Annotated in this window: 15 protein-coding genes; 9 read left to right on the forward strand and 6 right to left on the reverse strand. The window is 33.7% G+C overall.

Going from position 1 to position 20,539, the window contains the following annotated elements:
* On the reverse strand, window positions 1-419 hold a 419-nt coding region (locus KAOT1_RS00780; RefSeq protein ID WP_007092750.1), incomplete at its 3' end, for a diaminopimelate decarboxylase family protein.
* Window positions 420-641: 222 nt separating this feature from the next.
* Between KAOT1_RS00780 and KAOT1_RS00785 the strand changes: the two genes are divergently transcribed.
* The 3 genes from KAOT1_RS00785 (at window position 642) to sucC (ending at window position 2,496) form a co-directional block, all read left to right on the forward strand.
* Window positions 642-827 (forward strand): hypothetical protein, encoded by a 186-nt coding sequence (locus tag KAOT1_RS00785; RefSeq protein ID WP_007092751.1) that lies wholly within the window; start codon window positions 642-644, stop codon window positions 825-827.
* Window positions 828-962: 135 nt separating this feature from the next.
* On the forward strand, window positions 963-1,154 hold the full coding sequence (locus tag KAOT1_RS00790; RefSeq protein ID WP_007092752.1) for a hypothetical protein: 192 nt from the start codon (window positions 963-965) through the stop codon (window positions 1,152-1,154).
* A gap of 148 nt (window positions 1,155-1,302) precedes the next feature.
* Window positions 1,303-2,496, forward strand: coding sequence for an ADP-forming succinate--CoA ligase subunit beta (gene sucC, locus KAOT1_RS00795; RefSeq protein ID WP_007092753.1), 1,194 nt, complete (start codon window positions 1,303-1,305; stop codon window positions 2,494-2,496).
* Window positions 2,497-4,089: 1,593 nt separating this feature from the next.
* Here sucC and KAOT1_RS00800 read toward each other — a convergent pair.
* Both KAOT1_RS00800 and KAOT1_RS00805 read right to left on the reverse strand, forming a co-directional pair.
* Complete coding sequence (locus KAOT1_RS00800) at window positions 4,090-4,596, reverse strand: endonuclease V (RefSeq protein WP_007092754.1); 507 nt, start codon at window positions 4,594-4,596, stop codon at window positions 4,090-4,092.
* A 24-nt stretch (window positions 4,597-4,620) separates the two neighbouring features.
* Complete coding sequence (locus KAOT1_RS00805) at window positions 4,621-5,946, reverse strand: alkaline phosphatase D family protein (protein ID WP_007092755.1); 1,326 nt, start codon at window positions 5,944-5,946, stop codon at window positions 4,621-4,623.
* Between the two features lie 144 nt (window positions 5,947-6,090).
* Here KAOT1_RS00805 and KAOT1_RS23475 point away from each other — a divergent pair, with 144 nt between their 5' ends.
* Window positions 6,091-6,567 carry an STM3941 family protein gene (locus KAOT1_RS23475; RefSeq protein ID WP_007092756.1) on the forward strand — a complete coding sequence of 159 codons (477 nt, stop codon included), beginning with the start codon at window positions 6,091-6,093 and terminating at the stop codon, window positions 6,565-6,567.
* 8 nt (window positions 6,568-6,575) lie between these two features.
* Complete coding sequence (locus tag KAOT1_RS00815) at window positions 6,576-7,349, forward strand: hypothetical protein (protein ID WP_238528668.1); 774 nt, start codon at window positions 6,576-6,578, stop codon at window positions 7,347-7,349.
* Between the two features lie 259 nt (window positions 7,350-7,608).
* Here the strand turns inward: KAOT1_RS00815 and KAOT1_RS00820 are convergent, their stop codons facing one another.
* Window positions 7,609-9,471 carry a peptidase domain-containing ABC transporter gene (locus KAOT1_RS00820; RefSeq protein WP_157559958.1) on the reverse strand — a complete coding sequence of 621 codons (1,863 nt, stop codon included), beginning with the start codon at window positions 9,469-9,471 and terminating at the stop codon, window positions 7,609-7,611.
* Between the two features lie 438 nt (window positions 9,472-9,909).
* On the opposite strand from KAOT1_RS00820, the gene KAOT1_RS00825 reads away from it, so the two are divergent.
* The 4 genes from KAOT1_RS00825 to KAOT1_RS00840 all read left to right on the forward strand — a co-directional run bounded on the left by KAOT1_RS00825 (window position 9,910) and on the right by KAOT1_RS00840 (window position 14,824).
* Window positions 9,910-11,643, forward strand: coding sequence for an AraC family transcriptional regulator (locus tag KAOT1_RS00825; protein ID WP_007092759.1), 1,734 nt, complete (start codon window positions 9,910-9,912; stop codon window positions 11,641-11,643).
* 117 nt (window positions 11,644-11,760) lie between these two features.
* The gene (locus KAOT1_RS00830; protein ID WP_007092760.1) at window positions 11,761-11,955 is read left to right on the forward strand and encodes a hypothetical protein; all 195 of its coding nucleotides are present in this window, start codon (window positions 11,761-11,763) and stop codon (window positions 11,953-11,955) included.
* 74 nt (window positions 11,956-12,029) lie between these two features.
* The gene (locus tag KAOT1_RS00835; protein WP_007092761.1) at window positions 12,030-14,213 is read left to right on the forward strand and encodes a prolyl oligopeptidase family serine peptidase; all 2,184 of its coding nucleotides are present in this window, start codon (window positions 12,030-12,032) and stop codon (window positions 14,211-14,213) included.
* Between the two features lie 254 nt (window positions 14,214-14,467).
* A complete protein-coding gene (locus tag KAOT1_RS00840) occupies window positions 14,468-14,824 on the forward strand; it encodes a hypothetical protein (RefSeq protein WP_157559960.1) in 357 nt (118 codons plus the stop codon).
* A 112-nt stretch (window positions 14,825-14,936) separates the two neighbouring features.
* Here the strand turns inward: KAOT1_RS00840 and KAOT1_RS00845 are convergent, their stop codons facing one another.
* Together KAOT1_RS00845 and KAOT1_RS00850 are read right to left on the reverse strand one after the other, a co-directional pair.
* The gene (locus tag KAOT1_RS00845) at window positions 14,937-19,151 is read right to left on the reverse strand and encodes an InlB B-repeat-containing protein (RefSeq protein ID WP_007092763.1); all 4,215 of its coding nucleotides are present in this window, start codon (window positions 19,149-19,151) and stop codon (window positions 14,937-14,939) included.
* Between the two features lie 634 nt (window positions 19,152-19,785).
* A complete protein-coding gene (locus tag KAOT1_RS00850) occupies window positions 19,786-20,538 on the reverse strand; it encodes a LytR/AlgR family response regulator transcription factor (RefSeq protein WP_007092764.1) in 753 nt (250 codons plus the stop codon).
* Window position 20,539 lies beyond the last annotated feature (1 nt).

Raw genomic sequence — 20,539 nt, forward strand, 5'->3', positions numbered from 1 at the left:
GCCATTACATGCGGATTGATACGAATACACACAGGAATTGTTGGATGTTTGCTTCCAAATTGTTCTAAAATAGATAAATTATCAATGTTGATTTTTACACCTAATTGTGCTGCTTGTTCAATTTCTTGCAACGAAACACCGTTTGGTGTGTACATAATTTCGCTTGCGTCAAATCCTGCGGCAAGTCCTAATTGTACTTCTTGAATGGAAACGGTGTCCAATCCTGCGCCAAGCGATTTCATCAACTTTAAAATACTCAAATTTGACAATGCTTTTACGGCATAGTGTAATTTTAACTTAGGTACAGCTGCAAATGCTTTGGTTAAGCGTTCGTATTGCGAAGTTATTTTTGAGGCATCATATACATACGTTGGACTTCCAAACGTTTCTGCGATATGTAATAAATCAGATTCTTTCATGGTACTTTTTTAACGGTTCAAAACTATAATAATTTCAAATTACAATAAAGAAAATGATTTAAAAAATATAAAAATAACACAAAAAGTTAAATTTATAACAATTTATAGTTTTTAATAAATGACCAATGCTGAAAAATGATCGGGATTTATAAAAGTGTTACATACAATACTAGAATTTGAGGATGAGAAGTGATATCTTCATATAAATAAATATATATAATTATGAAAAAAAGAAATCTAGCTTCCTTAGCTTTAAACAAGACAAAAATTAGTGAACTACAGTCAAAAAACGGTGGAAAAAACGGTGAAAGTACCAATTGTCCGACGGCGAGTGGTTGTAGTTGTGAAACGTGTAGACTTGGTTGCCAAGTGACGCTTCAACCAAATTCCGATGATTGTACACGTTAATCACAACAAGCATGAATTAAAATTGAAAAACGAGCAATAATGTTCGTTTTTTTACATCATAATTTATACGGAGAAACCGTAAAGTTGAACAACTTTAATTAATTAAATTGTAGCTTTAACTTAAAATTTAAAATTATGAAAAAGCATCAATTAAAGAGTTTGTTATTAAACAAAAAAGCAATTTCAAATCTTAACAAATTGGATACTTTAAAAGGTGGAACAGGGAGTTTTACTATGGATACAAGTTTTGATCCTTGTAGTGAATATTTGCCTTCTAGTTATGACTTTTTACTATGTGAAGCAGCTTGTGCCGATCATCAGCCATAAATCAATTTAAACAATTAGAATACAAAGAAGCTGTCTGAAAAATTAGTTTTTAGACAGCTTCTTTTTTTTAATCGATCAAAAACCAAAATTAATTGGGTTTAGTGCGATCGATTTTTTACATTTGTGGCACTATAAAAAATTTCGTAAAATGAACTTACACGAATACCAAGGAAAAGAAATATTAGCAAGTTTTGGCGTACGCGTACAAAGAGGAAAAGTAGCTTCTACACCTGCGGAAGCTGTTGAAGTTGCAAAGCAATTGACAGAAGAAACAGGAACAGGATGGCATGTGATTAAAGCACAAGTTCATGCTGGTGGACGTGGAAAAGGTGGCGGAGTAAAGCTTGCCAAAAATCTTCAAGAAGTAGAAGACATCGCCGGACAAATCATTGGAATGGATTTGGTAACACCGCAAACTTCTGCAGAAGGAAAGCGTGTACACCAAGTATTAATCGCGGAAGATGTATACTATCCTGGTGATAGCGAACCAAACGAATTTTATATGTCTGTATTGTTAAATAGAGCTACAGGACGCAACATGATTATGTATTCTACAGAAGGTGGAATGGATATTGAAACGGTTGCTGAAGAAACGCCACATTTAATTTTTACAGAAGAAGTTGATCCTGCACAAGGATTATTGCCTTTCCAAGCTAGAAAAGTTGCTTTCAACTTAGGATTAAGCGGAACAGCATTTAAAGAAATGACACGTTTTGTTTCTTCATTATACAAAGCATATGTTGCTTCTGATTCTTCATTATTTGAAATCAATCCTGTATTGAAAACATCTGATGATAAAATCATGGCAGTAGATGCAAAAGTAACGTTGGACGAAAATGCATTATTCCGTCACAAAGATTATGCAGCAATGCGCGATTTACGTGAGGAAAACCCAATTGAAGTTGAAGCGAAAGAAGTAGGACTTAACTATGTTGACCTTGACGGAAACGTAGGTTGTATGGTAAATGGTGCTGGATTGGCAATGGCAACAATGGATTTGATTAAAATGGCTGGTGGAGAACCTGCTAACTTCCTTGACGTTGGTGGAACTGCCGATGCAAAACGTGTAGAAGAAGCATTTAGAATCATCTTAAAAGACGAAAATGTAAAAGCAATCTTAATTAATATCTTCGGTGGAATCGTTCGTTGTGATCGTGTTGCACAAGGTGTTGTTGATGCATATAAAAACATGGGAGACGCAATTAAAGTGCCAATCATCGTTCGTTTACAAGGAACTAACGCAGACATCGCAAAGGAATTGATTGACAATTCAGGATTGGCTGTAGAATCTGCCGTAGAATTCCAAGAAGCTGCTGATAAAGTACAAGCGGTTTTAGCATAACACTTCGTAAGTTATATACACTTATTCAATTTATATTTAAAAAAAAGTCTCTCTGTTGATGACTTTAAGAATAGCTTGAGTTTTTACTCAAGCTATTTTTTTGTTTTACACTCAAAATGGCTTTTACGACAATCATGCTAGAAGCAATTTGAAAAGTAGCATACACAAGTATTATTTTAAGAAATTAGATTTGTAATGAACTATGACTTGTAACAATTTCAAAATATCGATTCAGTATTAAATTTTTCCTTATGCAAAAGCTAAATTTCAACTTTTTTTGATGCTGCAATTCCAAGAAAGAAACCATTTTTTATTGTTAATAACTCAAAATATAATCTCAAAAAACACGTAATATCAAAAATCTAAAAACGTGATTAAATGGTCATAAAAAAGAGTTTTATGGGTTGCAAATCAATTTATTAAGTCGCTCAATATTTACACGTAATTTATAAATTACGTGCACAACTTCTTTTATAGTATACTGAGTTTACATAAGTTTACGCAGGTTTTTTAGGTTATTTATTCTTCACTAAAAATTTAGACTTAGGTAATAAGGATGTAAATAGAAGAATATATTTCTTATGCGAAAAGGAGTGTTGGGGGACACTCCTTTTTTTGTTTTATAGATGAAAAGATTACGCTTATTAACTATTTCTTACGCTTATACATTATTACAGGATTTTTGTCATCACAATTACTACATTAGACCAAGTTTCAATGAGTATTTTATTGAGGTTTATTATTCTACAAATAGAAAGGAGTGTTGGGGAACACTCCTTTCGCTTTTGTAATCATTTGTTTTTTGTCTGATTGTAAAATGTAACTATTTGATTTTCTGAGAGAAAAGTTTTTTAGTTTATCGCTCAAATATTGTCATTCATCTACACTCTAATGCTTACTGATCGACTTTTATCTTTTTGATTCTTAGTAGAATAGTATATTTGAATAAATATTTAGTATTACGATAATTACAATCTGGTAAATTGTAAAAGAAATAAAAGAACTTTTAATGCCTCGAAAGTTCTTTTTTTTTGTTTTAATAGTTTTTTTAAAAAATAAGTCTGTCCTTTTTTTATTAGTTCGTCGTTGAATAATGACCATTTATCTATAGATATGATGTTTTTCATCGACAACATAAAGCGTAAACAAAATTAGTATGTTATATTTATACTATTAATATTTAGTATTTATAGTGTTAACAATCTGATAAATTGTTTTAAAGATAAAAAAAGAATCCTTTGCCCTGAGGATTCTTTTTTTATTTAGAGAATTTCCAAAAAATAATCTTTCCTTCCAAAAAAAAGTGAATTTTGTCGATTAAAACTTACTGTTCATCTATATTGTGGGTGTAACTAACCGATTTTGTAATGTACCAGAATTTTGTACGACTATATTTGTATCTTAATAATTAGTATTACGGTATTGACAATCTGATAAATTGTTTTAAAAATAAAAAGAGAATCCTTTGCCCTAAGGATTCTCTTTTTATTTAGAGTGTTTTTTAGAAGCACTTAATAGCTAGTGAAGCTACAGAGAAAACTTCCGTAAATAGCGTGTAACATGTATGATGTATACTTTAAATTTGTACAGAACTTACGCCATTTCAGTTCTAGTAATTGTATCTACAAGTTTTAAAATTGTCGGCATCCGATGTGCTCCATGTAATAATTTCACTTTTTCTAGTACAGTTTCTTTGTCAATTCCGATACAGGAAACATACAAAGGACTTTCACTCGAACCACGTTTGATAGGAGTGGCAAACTTTTCTGTATGAATGAATGATTTTTTAGCAATTCCGATAATCGGGATTTTTTTATCTAAGGCTTCCCATAAATAACCGCCCAAACCATATTTTCCGTCGTTATGAACGTACACATGCCCGTCAATAATGATTGCAGTTACCTCATTGAGATTAACTTGTTCTAGTACTTTTAAAATACATGGCAATTCGCGCTTGTAAAATTCACCTGGAACATACGGTTTCACATCTTCAATTTTTGCGGTGTAAATAGTTTCAGAAGTTTCGTCTGCCCAATTAAATGCAACACAAACTGCTTTCGCATAAGTTTCTTTGTAGTGAATGTCAATAGCTAAAATCATGTAAAAAAGCTAAAAAATTAGTTGTTATTTTCTCGGATAGCGCAGGTCTTGTGCTTTAATTTCGTAATCAAAAGCTTTTTGACCATCAGAGTCGTAAATGGTAAGTACCAATATACGTTCTCTACGTTTTCCGGTTACTTCCATAATTCCGAAATTACGGTTGTAAAATGTTTTGCCTTTTACTTGCAGCGTGTTGCCTTCATCTCTTGCAGAATGCGTTCCCGCGGTAAGCGGAGAACAGGTGATATCTATCAAAGGATATGCGTCTGTACGTTCTAGTCTTGAAATTTCTGTGTGATGTCTGTCGCCACTAATAAAAAGAACACCTTCTATTTTGGAGTCGTGCAAGCGTTGTAACAATTCAGCACGTTCGGTAGGATATGTTGCGTAGTTTTCAAATTTTGCAACATCGCTAATGACTTGTCCGCCATTAATGATTACTTTAAAAGTTGCTCTGCTGTTGGTTAAGGCATCAATCAACCAATCTAATTGTTGTTTTCCAAGATACGCTTTGTCTTTGTTCGGATCTCTGTTTGGTGCTCTGTGATAGCGATCGTCCAACATAAAGAATTCTACATCATTCCAAGCAAAATGTTGTGTTACGCCACCATTTCCAGCGGCATTCGTATTTAGGTTTCCCCAATAATCGTTAAAGGTTTGTTCGGTAAGTTTTTTGTTTACATAACTGCGATCGGCATCATTTGGACCAAAATCATGATCGTCCCAAGTTGCATAATGATGCACACTACCTAGTAAAGCTTGCAATTCTTTTGTGGCGCGTGTATGTCTGTATCGGTGACGAATTCCTGTCTCGGTCATAAAATCGGGCGTTCGTAAGTACATATTATCGCCAACCCACAACATTAAATCTGGATTTTTTTCGAGAATTGAGTTAAAAATCTGGTACTTTCCACCATACGGTTTTGGTCTGTCGTCTTTTGTTTCGTTGATAAAACTACACGAACCTATAGCGATTTTAAAATCAGGTGGATTCGTTCGGAATTGCCACAACGTTTGTGTTTGAAATGCTAGTTTATAGTCGCGCGGAACATAGGTGTCGTTAATGTATAATTTGTACGTATACGTTTTTCCGTAATCGACTTCATTAGGCGTAAGTTTTGCTATAAAATCGCCCGCTTCTGTAGTTGCAACCGTTTTTGTGAATTTTTCTGTTTCACCAGCAGCAAAATATCCTATTTTTACCTCAGCAGCTTCAGTAGTTTGTACCCAAATGAGTGCTTCTCTAAAATCTGAATATCCAACCATAGGTCCAGATTGTAGTAAGTTTTCTTGTGCAACACTCGTTAGTGTAATAAATAAACATAAAAGCGTAATCAAATTCTTTTTCATGTATCTTAATCTTTAATTGACTGTAAATTTCTGTATAAAATTATACAACTATATTAAATTCAGGTTACGAATTCAGATAATTAATTTCATAAATTGCACATATTCTTTAGCAATCAGTTACTTAACATATATCAACGTTGAAAAATGGCTTCACCCTTAGTATTTTATAAAGATCCAAAACGAAAATCAAGAGAATTATTTAAGGTAGTTATCATTTTGACTTTGTGTGTTTTAACTTGGTTTTTGCTACCTTCAACCTTTGTTTATTTATTTTTTGGATTTCTTTTTTTAGTAGGAAGTTATTTGTTGTTTTCTCTTTTGAGGAATAAACCTACGGTAATTATAAATCAAGATGGAATAAAAAATAATACGAATGCTATGGGCATAGTTTCTTGGCAGCTTATCAAAGGATTTGAAATAAAAAAAGGTATAAATTTTGTTGCTTTAGTCATTATGTTACAAGATCAAGAAGCATTTTTTAAAGATAAAAATAGTTTGGTAAAAGGATTGATGAAATCTAACATCCAACGTTTTGGAAGTCCTGTTGTTATTGCAGAAACAGAATTTAATGTGTCTTTGCCAGAAGTAATACAAATGATTGAAACCTACCGAAACCAATGAAAAAGTTGATGCAACTCATATTTTTAGTAAGTAGTTTTTATGCAACGGCTTGTTCTTGCGATCCGCCAAGTATTACAGAAAAATATGTACAATCGGATTTTGTAGCAAACGTAACTATTGTTAAAATTTATCCTAACGAAAAAAATAAAGAGTTATACAGAGCAGATATTAAAATCAATAAGCTTTACAAAGGCGATCAATTAAAATCTATATATGTTGCAGGAAATAATGGAGGCATCGGATCGTCTTGTAGTATTTTTATTCCTGCCAAAACCAAATTAATTGCGTATGCACGTAAAAATGCGGATGGAAAGTATACTATTGGTATGTGTTCTGGATTGCTTTATATAGATTATTCGGGGAGTTATCGGAAGAAAACACGCAAAAATGCACGTCAGATGAAAAATCAACGTCGTGAACTTACTATTTTAGAGCTTTTCAAAAAGAAAAATATTCAGTATACAAGCAAAATTCAATTTAGAGAAAAAGCGGTATTGCATAAAAAGTTAGCTCAGTTTAAAGGACTAAGTCTTAAAAAATCATATGCTTTTTTTGAGTTGACTTTTACTGAGCATCTAGCTGTGAAAGATGTAAAATTAATTGCAGGTTTTGACGATCCAATAGACAACCAATTGATTGACATTTTAAAAGAAGGTTCGTGGAGCAGTTTTTCGAATGGAGTGAAAGATAAAGTTCCCGAAAATAGTACGTTGCTTTTTGGGATTTACTATTATGAAGCTGAAAATGAGTATGCTAGCTTTCTCAGTCGTTTTTATCATTAATTCTTCAAAAACGGCAAAAAATATCATTAAAAAAGCAAAGCGGAAGACGTCACCCTTGCCGCTTTGCCAGCCTAAAAATAATGCAATTAGGTTTCCCTTAAACCTAAAAAAGAGTACAACACATGCTGCTTGCTTAGCATTCCCAGTAAACTAAGCGTGAAAATTAAAAACTTAATGAAAAAAATAATGCATCATGTGTTGATCTCTCATCCCCATTTTGGATTTTTGTGTGTACTAACTACTAACAACTTTTTCTTTTTCATGAGATGTAATTTACTGTTTCGGGTGTTTTTAGTATTTTTTTCCAAAAATCACTGTAAAAATTAGGCGTTTTTAATAATGTAATATGATTGCCATGTACTTTTGTTTCTCCTTCCTGAATTACATAAATTTCATCAGCAATTTGCTTTAAATAGTGTAAATGATCGGAGATGAAAATAATGGCCATTTTCGATTTTAATTGTTCTAATAATTCAAAAACAAACCGCTCAGTTTTCTTGTCCATTGTTGCAGTAAATTCATCTAAAACTAACAGTTGTGGTTTTTTATACAAGACGCGAATAAGCGCTAAAACCTGTTTTTGTCCTTTAGATAAATTGATTCCACCTTTTCCAAGCATGGTTGCATATCCTTTTGGTAAGCTTTGAATAAAATCTTCAAAGCCGTATTCTGTAATAAAAGCATCTACATTTTGAAGCGTATCTTCTTCGCCCAACACAATATTATCAAAAACGGTATTCGGAAAAATGGTCACTTCTTGTGGAATAACGCCAATAATATTGCGCCAATCTTTGGTTAATATTTGCTTTAGCGGAATTTCTTTATTCACTAAAATTTCGCCGCTCGTATGTGTATAAAATTTTTGAATAATTTGACTTAACGTACTTTTTCCGCAACCACTTTCGCCAACAATGGCAATGCATTGCTTTTTTGAAATTTTAATGTTGATATTATTTAATACATTTTCCTTATCGGAAAAACCAAAAGAAACATTTTTAATTTCGAGCGATTTAAACTTTGTTAATGGTGTTTTTCCTGTGGCTTCTTCTTCCAAAGCAATAAATTCGTGCATTCTGTCAAAAGCAACTTTTGCTTCACTAATTGGGATTGCCACCAATGCCAATTGTGCTACAGATGGCAACAATGAAAATGCAATGCACAATACCGCAGTAAGTTCGCCAATAAGCATCACTTCTGTATACACTAGGAACGAAGAATATATCAAAATGCCCATTAAAAATAAGACACCAAATACACTTGAAAATAAGGACAACCGTATGTTTATTTTGCCTAGTTGAAATATTTTATCTTGAAAATTACCGTAAATACGTTGGTTCATTTTCTGAAAAACACCTTGTCTGTTGGTATTTTTTATGATAGATATATTTTGTAGCGAATCAATATAATTACTTTCATTATCTGTACAACTGTGCATAATTTCTTTTTGTGCTTTGATGATTTTTGTGTTGAAACCATACATAAACAAGAAATAAAACGGCAGACTTGTGATTGCGATCAGACCAATTTGCCACGAATAGAAGAATAAAAATCCTAGTGAAACAAGTGAAATCAGTGTATGTATTACTACATTTCCGACCACTACTTTTATGACATTTTGAATGCGCTGCGTATCGTTGAATCGGGCAACCAATTCCCCAATTTTTCGCGTATCAAAGAACGGTTTTGGTAAGCGTAACAACGATGTATAAAATCGGTCGATAATACGATTGTTCAAATTCTTACTTTGAGAAATCAAATACTGATCGCGCAAGGTTGTAAAATAGGCTTTTATCAATAACAAGGCAGTGACAATAGCAATACTAAAAATGAGCATATTGGTATCTTTAGATGGTAGAATCGTATCAATAAGTTGCTGTGCAAATACCGCAATGCTCATTCCTAAAATCGCAATACATATTCCTAAAATAATACTGTAACTTATGGTTTTATGGTCTGGTTTTAAAATATTTAAAAACCATTTTTTTCGTAATTCGTGTCGTTTGTTGAATCTCTCAGAATTTTCGTCAATTGTCATTGATTGAATCACCTGATATATAATACCAAATGCCAAGATTAAAATTGCGATAATCAAAAAATAAATAATGTTATTAAGTATCATCATTTGGTACGTTAAAGATTGAACAACAAACTAATTTACCGTAACTTGATGCAGATTTTATTGTTGATTCGCTACCGTTTGCTGGTAAGACAATCGGTAGCTCGTTAATCAACAACCATACTTTTTTGAGAAAGTATTCGTCGATCTAAATATTTACAAGCTGATATTCCATAAAGAAATCGGCAAAACTTTATGTAACTTTCATACAGCAGTAAATAATCAGATCCTTTAAAAGAAGTTTTGTTATGAGAAAACTTCAATGCTTTTTAATTCGTTTTCATAATTTTTATTACTGTAAATGTAAGTGCAAAATGTACCTAAAAACAAGAGAAGCTATTCACGATTTATAAATCTTTCATAAATTTTTATAAAAAATGAGTACCTTACATGCGTTACAAAACTTCCCCTAAAATATACGTACATATCATACACTAGCCATCCATGATTCGTAAAGAAAAAGTTATCGGAATATCACTGTTTTTAATGGTTTTACAGCTTTTTAGCGCTGTTTTAATTGCACAGAATACTGTTATAAAAAAGAAAGTGAGTACTTCTAAAAACGATAGTATTGCTATTAAAATTGAAAATACAAATCTTAAATCGCTACAAGCTGCATTGCAAAGAGCCAAACAAACAGAAAACACCTCAAAAATTGCAGATGCGTATTTACAATACTCAGAATATTACCTGAGAGATTTAGATAAAAAATGTATCATATTTAGTGATAGCATTATTTTTTTAACAAAAGATCTTAAAAATAACGAAAGCTATCCCGCAGAAGGTTACAATCAAAAAGGTAGGTATTATTATCGACTGGGACGATACAAATTGGCACTTGATAATTTTACTACTGCGTTAGATCGTGCGAAAGAAAATACAATGTTACATGCAACCATCAATCTAAATATAGGTTTGATAAAGAATACAATTGAGCGGCACGAAGAATCGAAAGTAATATTTAAAGACTATGTTCGCTTTTTAGAATCTAGCGGACTCAAAGATTCAGGATACAGGTACAACAGAGGTTTATTTGCCCTTTCACATGCGTTTACTTATACAGGACAGTTAGATTCTGCAAGCTATTATATTGATAAAGGAATATCCAATACATTAGCTACAAATGACGATGTTGGTTACAATTATTTTGTGTTGAATTCAGGAATTAATTCATATTTTAAACAAGATTATGCAGTAGCACGTGATAGTTTACTAAGAGCAAAAAAACTATTTGAAGATGATAAAAGTCAGTTGATTTCATTAGCGTTCACACACTTATTTCTTGGGAAAACAAATAAAGAACTCAAGAAAAATAGTGTCAAAAATTTTATAAAAGTCGATTCTATCTTAGAAGTAACTAGAGATGTAATGCCAGAACTGCTAGACGCTTACGATTATATAAAGGACTATTACAAAGCCAAAGGAGACAAAGAAACTCGCAATAAATACTTAGAACAAGAAATAAAATTTCGTAAAATATCACAACACAACTACGAAGATTTAGTAAAAGATATTGTAACCAACTATGATAACAAGATTTTAGAAAAAGAACGAGATAAAATTATAAAAGAAATAAAAGATAAAGACAATGTAATTATAATTGTATTGTTATCTTTATTACTAGCGTTTGCTGGAGCGATTTATTATTTCTTCCGAAAACAGGTAATTCACAAAAAACGTTTTCACAAATTATTAGAAGAACAACAAAAGAAAAAAGAACTCATAGAAGCCAAGCAAAAAGAAAAATTGGCGCAAAAAGAAAAATCTTCGGTTGTAGTTTCTGAAAATACCATTAAAGAATTGCCGGAAGACTTAGTCAATGATATTTTGACAAAACTTGAAAAATTTGAAGCAACTGATAAATTTGTAAAGAAAAAATATACATTACCACAGTTGGCAAAAGAGCTAAATACCAACGGAACATATCTATCAAAAGTAATCAATGAAACGAAGCAAGTAAATTTTTCAAACTATTTAAATCAACTCAGAATTGAATATGCAATTGAACGAATAACAAACGATTCACGCTTTAGAGAATATACCATAAAAGCCATTGCAGAAGAATGCGGATTTAAAACACAACAATCATTTTCGGCGGCTTTTTACAAAAAAACGGGCATCAAACCATCGTTTTTTGTAAGAGAATTAAAAAATAAAATAAAGAATGTAAATAATTGAAGATCAGTAAATTAATATTTTGTTGATTGTGTAAAATTTATAAATATTTCATAACTTCATTTGCTTTTTACCCTAGTAAGGTCATACATTTGAGTATAACATTAAAACAAAGGAAGGATGAGAAACCAAACCAAAACCCTAAACAAATTGCTGTTATCAAAAGTAAAAATAGCAACATTAAGCGAACAAGAAATGATTTCTGGTGGCGGACGAAGTAGAAAAGGTAACTCCAAAACAGGAGATACCAGACAACAAGTGCAAGCACCGTTTCAAGGACAAGTGCAAGTGCAGGCTGTCATGATTATCATGTGAAATCATATTAGAGTGCTAAAAAAAGTGTACAGGTCACTTACCAAGACGTGTACACTTATCAATTTCAAGACATTATGAATAAAACATTGCTAAGTATTATTTTAATTATACTCATAAGTTGTGCTACTGAAGAATCATTTCAACGCACAATACCAACATATTTAAAAAGTAACACTAGCGATATATATCATGGTAAAGAGGTCAAAGATACATTCAGACCGCTTGAAAACATGAAAGATTCTTTAATCCTTCATTGGTACAAAAACGAAGCAGCTTATGCACAAAATATACTGCAAAATATTTCGGGACGCGAGTTGTTTCAGGCGGAAACAAATGCAGCTCATGTAGAAATTTCACAATTTACCTTTACCAACAACGATCATTATTACTACCTCAAAAAAGATGCCTCAGAAACTGTCGCAAAATTATATTGTAGGTATAAAATTGAAGGAGAAGAAATTTTAATCTTTGATCCTGAAACGTATAAAAATCAATCAGAAAATAACTATTACATCAACTATTTCAATCCGAGTTGGAACAATGCTAAAATAGTCATAAGTCTGTCTAAAGACGATCAAGAAATATCGGAGTTGATTGTATTAGACGCAAAAACAAAAAAGAAATATCCGCAAGTCATAACAAATGCTTGGCCAGCGGCACTTGGCGGAATTCGTTGGCTAGCAGATGATAGTGGCTTCTTCTACGAACACATTCCGCATACAAATAGCGACGACGAAAATTACTTAAAAAACATACAAACCGTTTTATACAAAATAGGAAGCAATCCGAAACGATTGAATGTCTATTTTTCCAAAGAAAACAATCCTGAAATAAATATGAATTCAGGCGATTTCCCAGAAGTGATTTTGCAAAATCAAAGTGACAAATACCTGTTTAGTAACGTTTCTGGCGCAAGCGCTTACTACGAATATTATTACACAGCATATGATAATTTGTACAACAAGAAAATAACGTGGAAACCTTTATTCAAACAGGAAGACAAAATTCCTTTTTTTTCGGTAGATCAAGATGATTTATACTTTATTACGGCGCGAGAAGCTTCAAACTTTAAAATCTGTAAAACTTCGCTCAAAAATCCAGATGTAAGAAATCCTGAAATTCTAGTTGCGGAAGATCCGAAAGCAACCATTTCCGATTTTGTCATTACCAAGCAAGGACTCTTTTTTGTAAAAACGAAAAATGGTGTTTCTTCAAAACTCTATCGCTTACAATCGGGAGAAATAGAAGAAATTCCAATTCCAAAACCAGCAGGCGCAATCTATTTACTCTCTAAAGGTGCCGATTTTGACGATTTATGGATTGAAATCAGTGGTTGGACAACCAATGAAGTTCGCTACAAATACAATTCTGAAGAAAATACATTTACAGAAGAAAGCTTATATCCAGAGAAAACAAACACAAATTACGACAATATTGTGGTGGAAGAATTAGAAGTTCCTTCACATGACGGAACGCTCATTCCGTTATCGTTAATTTACCACAAAGACATTCAAAAAAACGGAAACAATCATGTATTAATGCGCGGTTATGGAACGTATGCGTTTTCCTTAACGCCAGAAGTAGATGCGATGATGATGCAGTGGATAGACAAAGGTGGAATTTATGCAGTAACACACGTACGTGGCGGAGGAGAAAAAGGAGATACTTGGCACAAGGCAGGATTTAAAAAAACAAAACCAAACACGTGGAAAGACTTTATTGCTTGTACCGAATACTTAATTGAACAAAAATATACCAACGCAAGTAAAATTGCCGCTTGGAGTTCGAGTGCAGGCGGAATTTTAATTGGTCGTGCTATCACAGAACGTCCAGATTTGTACGCAGCAGCCATCATACGTGTTGGAAAACTAAACACATTACGCTCTGAAAATACGCCAAATGGACTCAACGGCATCAAAGAATACGGAACGGTAAAAGATGCAAAAGAATTTGAATATCTGTTGGAAATGGACGCATATCATCATGTAGAAGACAATGAAAAATATCCTGCGTTATTGCTTACTGCAGGAATGAATGATACAAGAGTTCCAGCTTGGCAACCTGGAAAATTTGCAGCTCGAATGATACAAGCAAGTAATTCGAACAAGCCAATACTTTTCAATGTTAACTTTAATAGCGGACATGGTTTTGATGCTAGCACTGAAAAACGACAAACTGAATTGCAAGACATTCTATCTTTTGCTTTTTGGCAAACGGGACATGAAAAATTTACACTAAAAAAAGAAACACAGCCGTAATTTTTTGTGTACTACAATAATAAAAAGTGCAGTTTCTCATTATTTCAAAATGATACTCGGCATATTTTTACTAACTCAATCCAAAGAAAAGTCAGGCGTAATTGTCTGACTTTTCGATTTTAGCACTTTTTTAAAGTTCAAATCTTCAAATAAAAATCAAAGCGTATACAATTCGTAGACATCTTTAAACTTAATAGAATATCAGGAATATAAATATGACGTTTCAACGTATCTTTAAGTAACCAACAGGACATATGATGAATACGCACGCACGCAAATTAGAAAAAAAGACGAGTCAGGCAGTTGCCAATGTTGTGACTCAAAAAAAGGAAACCTCATCCAGTTTTCAACTAAAAGATAATCGTCCGCAAACTATTGCGCAATTGAAAGGAATCAACTTTGATGCAGGAATAGGAAGCGGTTGGCACGTACACAAAGGGCATGTAAAATATGCTAGTAATAATAGTACGCGCGTAAATTTTAAAAATAGAACAAGTCGAGAAATTGGTTTCGCATTAGAAAATGCTATCAAGGCCAATGGATTGTCTGCTACAAAAACTGGTTCGGATTTTAAAGCGTGTATGACATATATTCGAGAACATTACAAATAATAAAATCAGTATAATTTTTTAAAAAACCTCAACAAAAAGAAAAGCCTTATTCATTACGAATAAGGCTTTAGCTAAACACAAGTTGATTTGAGGTAATAAATTATGAACGTGATTACTGTTTGATAAATCGTTTTGTGCTATTTTTTTGGTTGGATGTAACTTGAAGAATATACATTCCTGATTGTAAGCTGCGAACATCAATTGTTGTTGCATTGCTTGTTAAAATCTGCTTTCCAGTCATATCAAAAATTGTTATGGTTTGAATGTTCTCAGTTGTTTGAATGTGTAAGGTAGCTTTCGCCGGATTTGGATAAATGGTAAAATCTAGCGGACTTGCAGACACTTCTTCCGTACTTAAAGTAGGATCAAATTCGTATGCGCCCATATCAATAGTTCCTCCTACAATTCGAGTATTTCCGTTCAAATCTTCTGTGATTGTCGCTGGAAGCAATGTATTATCTCCTGCATCAATTGCTGGAGAACCTGTCATCAATGTATAACGACCTGCACTTGGATCTGAAAACATCGGATTGCTTGTTTGAATGTTAGAAATGGTTGTCCAATTTGAAAATCCATCTGGAGCTAAACTATTGGCAATCGTAACCGAATTTGGCGTTGTTTGTGTTCCAAATCTATTTACACTTACTTGTTCGTTTCCATTGGTCAGTGTGTTATCCCAAATAATGGTATTGTAAATTTCTAAATTTGCAGTTCCGCTATTTCTCGATATTGAAACTACTCCGGCTGTAGTAGTTGAAGTTGCGCTTAGCGAATTATTAGCTATGGTTGAGTTGATAAATATAGCTTCTTGAGTTGTAGCCAAATCTGTTCTAAACCAAAATAGTGCGTTTGTACCTGCATCAGAACCTGAAAGATCTGCAACAACATTCTCATAAAAAGCACAATTGATAAAAGTAGACGTTAGTGTACCATTTGTTCGAGGATTTTCACCATATACTAGCGAAGCAAAACGCCCTAAATTATTTGTAAATGTACAATTGGTAAATGTGTAATCGTAGTTTCCAGATTGTGCACTTGTATGCGCATAATACACAACACCGCCACGTTCCACACGATTATTTGTAAATAGTACATCATTTATAGTAACACTTTTACACGATTCTATAATTCGTATAGCTGCTCCCGATTTCAAAGAATTATTTCCACCATTTGCGTTTCCTCCTGAAAGAGTAATACCATCTATAACTACATTATTTTGAGTGATTTGTAAAATTCGTTGCGAATTGTCTGAATAAGTAGCATTTCCAAAAGTCATAACACCATCATCATTTCCTAAAAGATCTCCTGATAAAATAGTGACATTTATTTCAGGATCACGTTGACTTAACATCGTTTCCGTTCCGTTAAAACCTCCGTACAAAGACTGATCTGCCGTGAGCGTAAAAATGTCCGTTCTGTTACTTCCTGGAAGATACGTTCCTGCTTTTATCCAGAAATCTGAAATCGGATTATTGTCCAAAGCATCTCTTAGAGAAGTATAAGCATCTGCCCAACTTGTTCCATCGTTGGCTCCTGTAGCGTTTGCGTCTACAAATACACGATTTTTCAAGTAATTTGCAGTAATCGTTTTATCGTCATCCATGATAATCGTCAACGGATTTGCATTTCCAGAAGCATCGTCACTCCAACTGTCAAACATAAAACCTGTGTTTGGAGTTACTGTAATCGTAACAGTCGTTCCATTATCGTAAGTTCCGTTTACAGGAGTAGGATTTGTTGTAATTGTCCCACCAGTTGAGTTTATAGTCAGCGTACGCTGAATTGGTGTAAAAGTAGCTGTAACTGCTTTATTACTATCCATTAAAAGTTGTTCGTTTACATCATTTCCTGAAAGATCGCCTGACCAACCTGTAAATTCAAAACCTGCATTAGGAATTGGTGTTAATTGTACTGTTTGATTAAAATCATATCCGCCATTGGTAGGATTTGGATTGGTGGTAACACTTCCGTCAGTAGCAAGAATATTTAAAACAGGTCTAAATGTAGTTGCGCCAAATTCGTATGCGCCCATATCAACATGAACGTTGAAAATTCTGCTATTTCCTGCCAAATCTACATTGAGTGGCGTTGGCAATTTTGAATTATCTCCAAAATCGATTGCTGGTGAAGTAGCTTGCAGTGTAAAATCGGTTGCACTTGTAAACAACGGATCTGCATTACTTGTATTTACTTTACTTCCAGCAGCGATATTTGCAAAATCGTCATTAGAAATACTGTCTGAAATTAAAATGGTTCCTATGTTTGATGAATTTCCTCCTGAAACTGCTCGTGACGTATTTCCGCTAGTAGTGGTATTGTTCCAAATAATTGTATTGGAAATATCTGTAACCATGGTAGAACCATTTTCACCAACCATAATTGGCGAACGTGTAAAGTTGTTTAAACTACTATTTGTTCCCAAATCTTGATTGTTTACGGCTGTACAATTAATCATATTCAAAGTAATCGTCAATCGTGCAGGAACACTGTTGGAAACTGCCCAAACGACACTACCTGCAAAACCTGCTGTTCCAGGTCTGTCTTTTACTACATTATCTTTAAACAAACAGTTGTATAAAGTTCCAATCGTATTTTCAGCATTTGCTGCGCGAAAGTTGATTGTTCCATAACGACTTAAATTATTTTCAACAACCGTATTGGTAACAGTTACATTTCGAGTTCCGTTAAGGTAGGCAAACTGGCTCGAAAATGTGAAGAATGCACCATTATCAGCGACATTATTTTTAATGATACAATTATTTACGGTAAAACCTAACGGATTGGAAACTGCAATAAAAATTGCTGCACCAGCTTCGTTAGAAGCACCCATTGTATGTCCGTCACTAATCGTAAAACCATCAATTGTGGTATTGTGTGCGTTCAATCGTATGATGTGTTGTGTATTATCTGATCGAGTTGATTCGCTAAAGTCAATAACATTGTTGTCATTGTTCATTAAATCTCCTGAAAGAATCGTTTCGTTATTGGCAACATCTCTTTGTGAAATAGACGTTTCCGTTCCTGCAAAACCGCCATATAATTTTACATTGTTATCATTTACAGTAAATGATTGTGTTCTGTCGGTTGCGTTTGCTGTATACGTTCCGCTAGCAACCCAAATTTCTTCATTTGCATTTACTACAGCCAATGCATCTTGTAATGAAGTGTAAGCATTTGCCCAAGATGAACCATCATTTAAACCTGTTGCGTTTACGTTTACGAATAAAGGTCCTTTTGTTCGGAATGTAGCAGGAAGTGACCATCCAGAAGCAGGATTGTACGTCGTGTTTCCGTTACATTTTTTTCGGTAACGCACCGTGTATTCTGATGAAAAGTCTAAGTTGTTTACAAATACATTTCCGCTTACATCAGTAATAATAGTGTGTGTGTTGAATGGTTGTGAAGACAATCCGTAAGCAATGTCATAAGTATCTGTTTGTGGCAATACTAAGGTTGCTGTGTTTTCTGTGATATTTGAAGTGCTAAAATCTGCAATGTCTGGTGTTTCACAAACCGTGTAATTATTATCTAAGGTAATTTGTGAAACTTCAGATGCTGTTAATACTCTGTTGTAAATGTAAATATCATCAATAGTATCTTGATACGTTTGCGTTGCAGTAAGCGTTCCGTTACTGATGTTTGCTATTTTTAAATCTACAGGTCTGTCTAAATCTCGTCCCGTGAAGATGCCTCCAACTTGTACATTTTCTGTGGAGGTTTGACTCAACGTATTATCTACATAAAAATTATACGTATACGGATATGTATTTCTTCCAGATGAAGTATTGAATTGCGTAGCTTCTTTTTTGATGGTAATCACGATGTGTTTCCATGTTCCGTCTGCGACGAATTCAGAGAAAAATCGATCTCCCAAAAAATTACCTTGTGCCTGTGTGTTATTATTAACTACAACTCTCCTGCTACTTTTAAAACCGATTCTACCATCTTTGAGATATATGAAAAATCCATTTTTATAATCATTAGCGGAAGAAAAATTTGCAGAAGTACGTTCACTTTTATCAAAAATGGTTCTTTCATTGCCATCAATGACGTCGGTTTTAATCCAAAAAGCAATGGAAATGTCGGTAAAAGAAAATGTGGTACTGTTTAGGAAATCTCCATTGAGTTGAATACTATTTGATGAAGTTCCAAACCGATCGTTGTCAACAACTAAGTTGGTTCCGTTTTGAGTAAAGTTGGCTCCGTTTGCGCCATCGGCGAGACTTCCGTTGGTGAAGTCGTACGCACGTTGCAAACCATTTGTGGGAATTTGTCCGAATGCAATGGAACAGAATAATAGGAATACTGAGAGTAATCGTGAGTTCATAATGTGAATTTTGTGTTTTACGTTACAAAAGTCATTGTGAACTAGGCGTTTTTTTAGGTTTTATTTCTGAACTGTTTGATTTTTTTGCTGAATGGTTTTTGGATTCGCTTTGTTTTTAGATCGCTTTGCTCTTGGACTTGCTTTGCTGTTAGATATTAGATCGGCTGCGCTTTTTAGATCGCTTTGCTTTTAGACTTGCTTTGCTGTTATGTTCGCTTCGCTTAATTCAAAGATTTAAAGATTCAAGGTTATTTCGATTTTAAGTTGTGATACATAAAGAAGCATGTTCTTTTATGAATAAACTTATTGCTTTTAAATCTTCAATTATAAAGTTCGACTTTGGAAACTTTGCGCTTAGATATTAGATCAGCTCCGCCTTTTAGATTGCTTTGCTTTTAGACTTGGCTTCGCCTTTTAGAATTTTAGTATGGCTATCGCTATCGCTGTTAGCATGTTCGTATTTTAGTTTGAATTCCCAAATACTCTTAGAACTTGACTAATACCTAAAAGCGAAGCGACCCAAAAGCTAATACCTATCTAGCCCTGATAGAACGGCATGTCTGAAATCCTTTTTTTGACGCTTTTCGCGGAAGAAAAAGATTGAGTAGTGATAGCAGGAAATAGCTTCAAATTTTTAAAATATTTCAGCAATGACTTGCATGAAGGTGTCTTTTTTGTCGCGCGAAATTGGAATGGTTTTGTTGTTTTCCATGATGAGGTGAAAACCATCTTTTTTGGAGAGTTCTTTGATGTGTTTGAGGTTGATAAGATAGGAGCGATGCGGTTTGTAAAAGATAGGTTTGTGCGCCAATTGATCGGCAAAATGCTTTAACGGTTTGCAGATGAATTCGGTACGATTTCCTTGCAAATATACTTTTGTGTACATTCCATCAGCTTCAAAATAGTAAATGTCGTCTTCGGCGGCAAAGATGATTCCTTTGGGAATTTCGAGCGCTATTTTACTGATTGACATTTGTTTGAAAGCTAATTTTAAGTCGTGAATTTGTGTGTTGATGTTTTGATCGTTGATGATTTTTTCGGCTTTGCTGACTGCATGAGTAAGTTCGGAAACATCAATGGGTTTTAACAGATAATCGACTGCGGCAAGTTTGAATGCATTTACGGCAAATTCGTTGTACGCCGTGACAAAAATGATTTGAAAGTTGATGGTTTCGTTTTCAAAGAACTCCAAGATTTGCAAACCAGAATGTTGTGGCATGTCAATGTCTAAAAATACGATTTTTGGTTTTTTCTCCCTGATCGTTTTGACACCTTCGAGCAAGTTTGAAGCTTTGTCAATTGTAGAAAGCTGTGGACAATTTTGTTGCAATAATGCTTCGAGTAGGTTTTGCGCTTTTCGCTCGTCGTCTATGATTAGTACATTCATA

This window comes from Kordia algicida OT-1 (genome assembly GCF_000154725.1).
GTDB classification, from domain to species: domain Bacteria; phylum Bacteroidota; class Bacteroidia; order Flavobacteriales; family Flavobacteriaceae; genus Kordia; species Kordia algicida.

Bases quoted from the DNA above. Each gene is read 5' to 3' on its own strand.
- KAOT1_RS00785 (WP_007092751.1), top strand. From the start codon at position 642: ATGAAAAAAAGAAATCTAGCTTCCTTAGCTTTAAACAAGACAAAAATT.
- KAOT1_RS00790 (WP_007092752.1), top strand. From the start codon at position 963: ATGAAAAAGCATCAATTAAAGAGTTTGTTATTAAACAAAAAAGCAATT.
- sucC (WP_007092753.1), top strand. From the start codon at position 1,303: ATGAACTTACACGAATACCAAGGAAAAGAAATATTAGCAAGTTTTGGC.
- KAOT1_RS00800 (WP_007092754.1), bottom strand. From the start codon at position 4,596: ATGATTTTAGCTATTGACATTCACTACAAAGAAACTTATGCGAAAGCA.
- KAOT1_RS00805 (WP_007092755.1), bottom strand. From the start codon at position 5,946: ATGAAAAAGAATTTGATTACGCTTTTATGTTTATTTATTACACTAACG.
- KAOT1_RS23475 (WP_007092756.1), top strand. From the start codon at position 6,091: ATGGCTTCACCCTTAGTATTTTATAAAGATCCAAAACGAAAATCAAGA.
- KAOT1_RS00815 (WP_238528668.1), top strand. From the start codon at position 6,576: ATGCAACTCATATTTTTAGTAAGTAGTTTTTATGCAACGGCTTGTTCT.
- KAOT1_RS00820 (WP_157559958.1), bottom strand. From the start codon at position 9,471: ATGATGATACTTAATAACATTATTTATTTTTTGATTATCGCAATTTTA.
- KAOT1_RS00825 (WP_007092759.1), top strand. From the start codon at position 9,910: ATGATTCGTAAAGAAAAAGTTATCGGAATATCACTGTTTTTAATGGTT.
- KAOT1_RS00830 (WP_007092760.1), top strand. From the start codon at position 11,761: ATGAGAAACCAAACCAAAACCCTAAACAAATTGCTGTTATCAAAAGTA.
- KAOT1_RS00835 (WP_007092761.1), top strand. From the start codon at position 12,030: ATGAATAAAACATTGCTAAGTATTATTTTAATTATACTCATAAGTTGT.
- KAOT1_RS00840 (WP_157559960.1), top strand. From the start codon at position 14,468: ATGATGAATACGCACGCACGCAAATTAGAAAAAAAGACGAGTCAGGCA.
- KAOT1_RS00845 (WP_007092763.1), bottom strand. From the start codon at position 19,151: ATGAACTCACGATTACTCTCAGTATTCCTATTATTCTGTTCCATTGCA.
- KAOT1_RS00850 (WP_007092764.1), bottom strand. From the start codon at position 20,538: ATGAATGTACTAATCATAGACGACGAGCGAAAAGCGCAAAACCTACTC.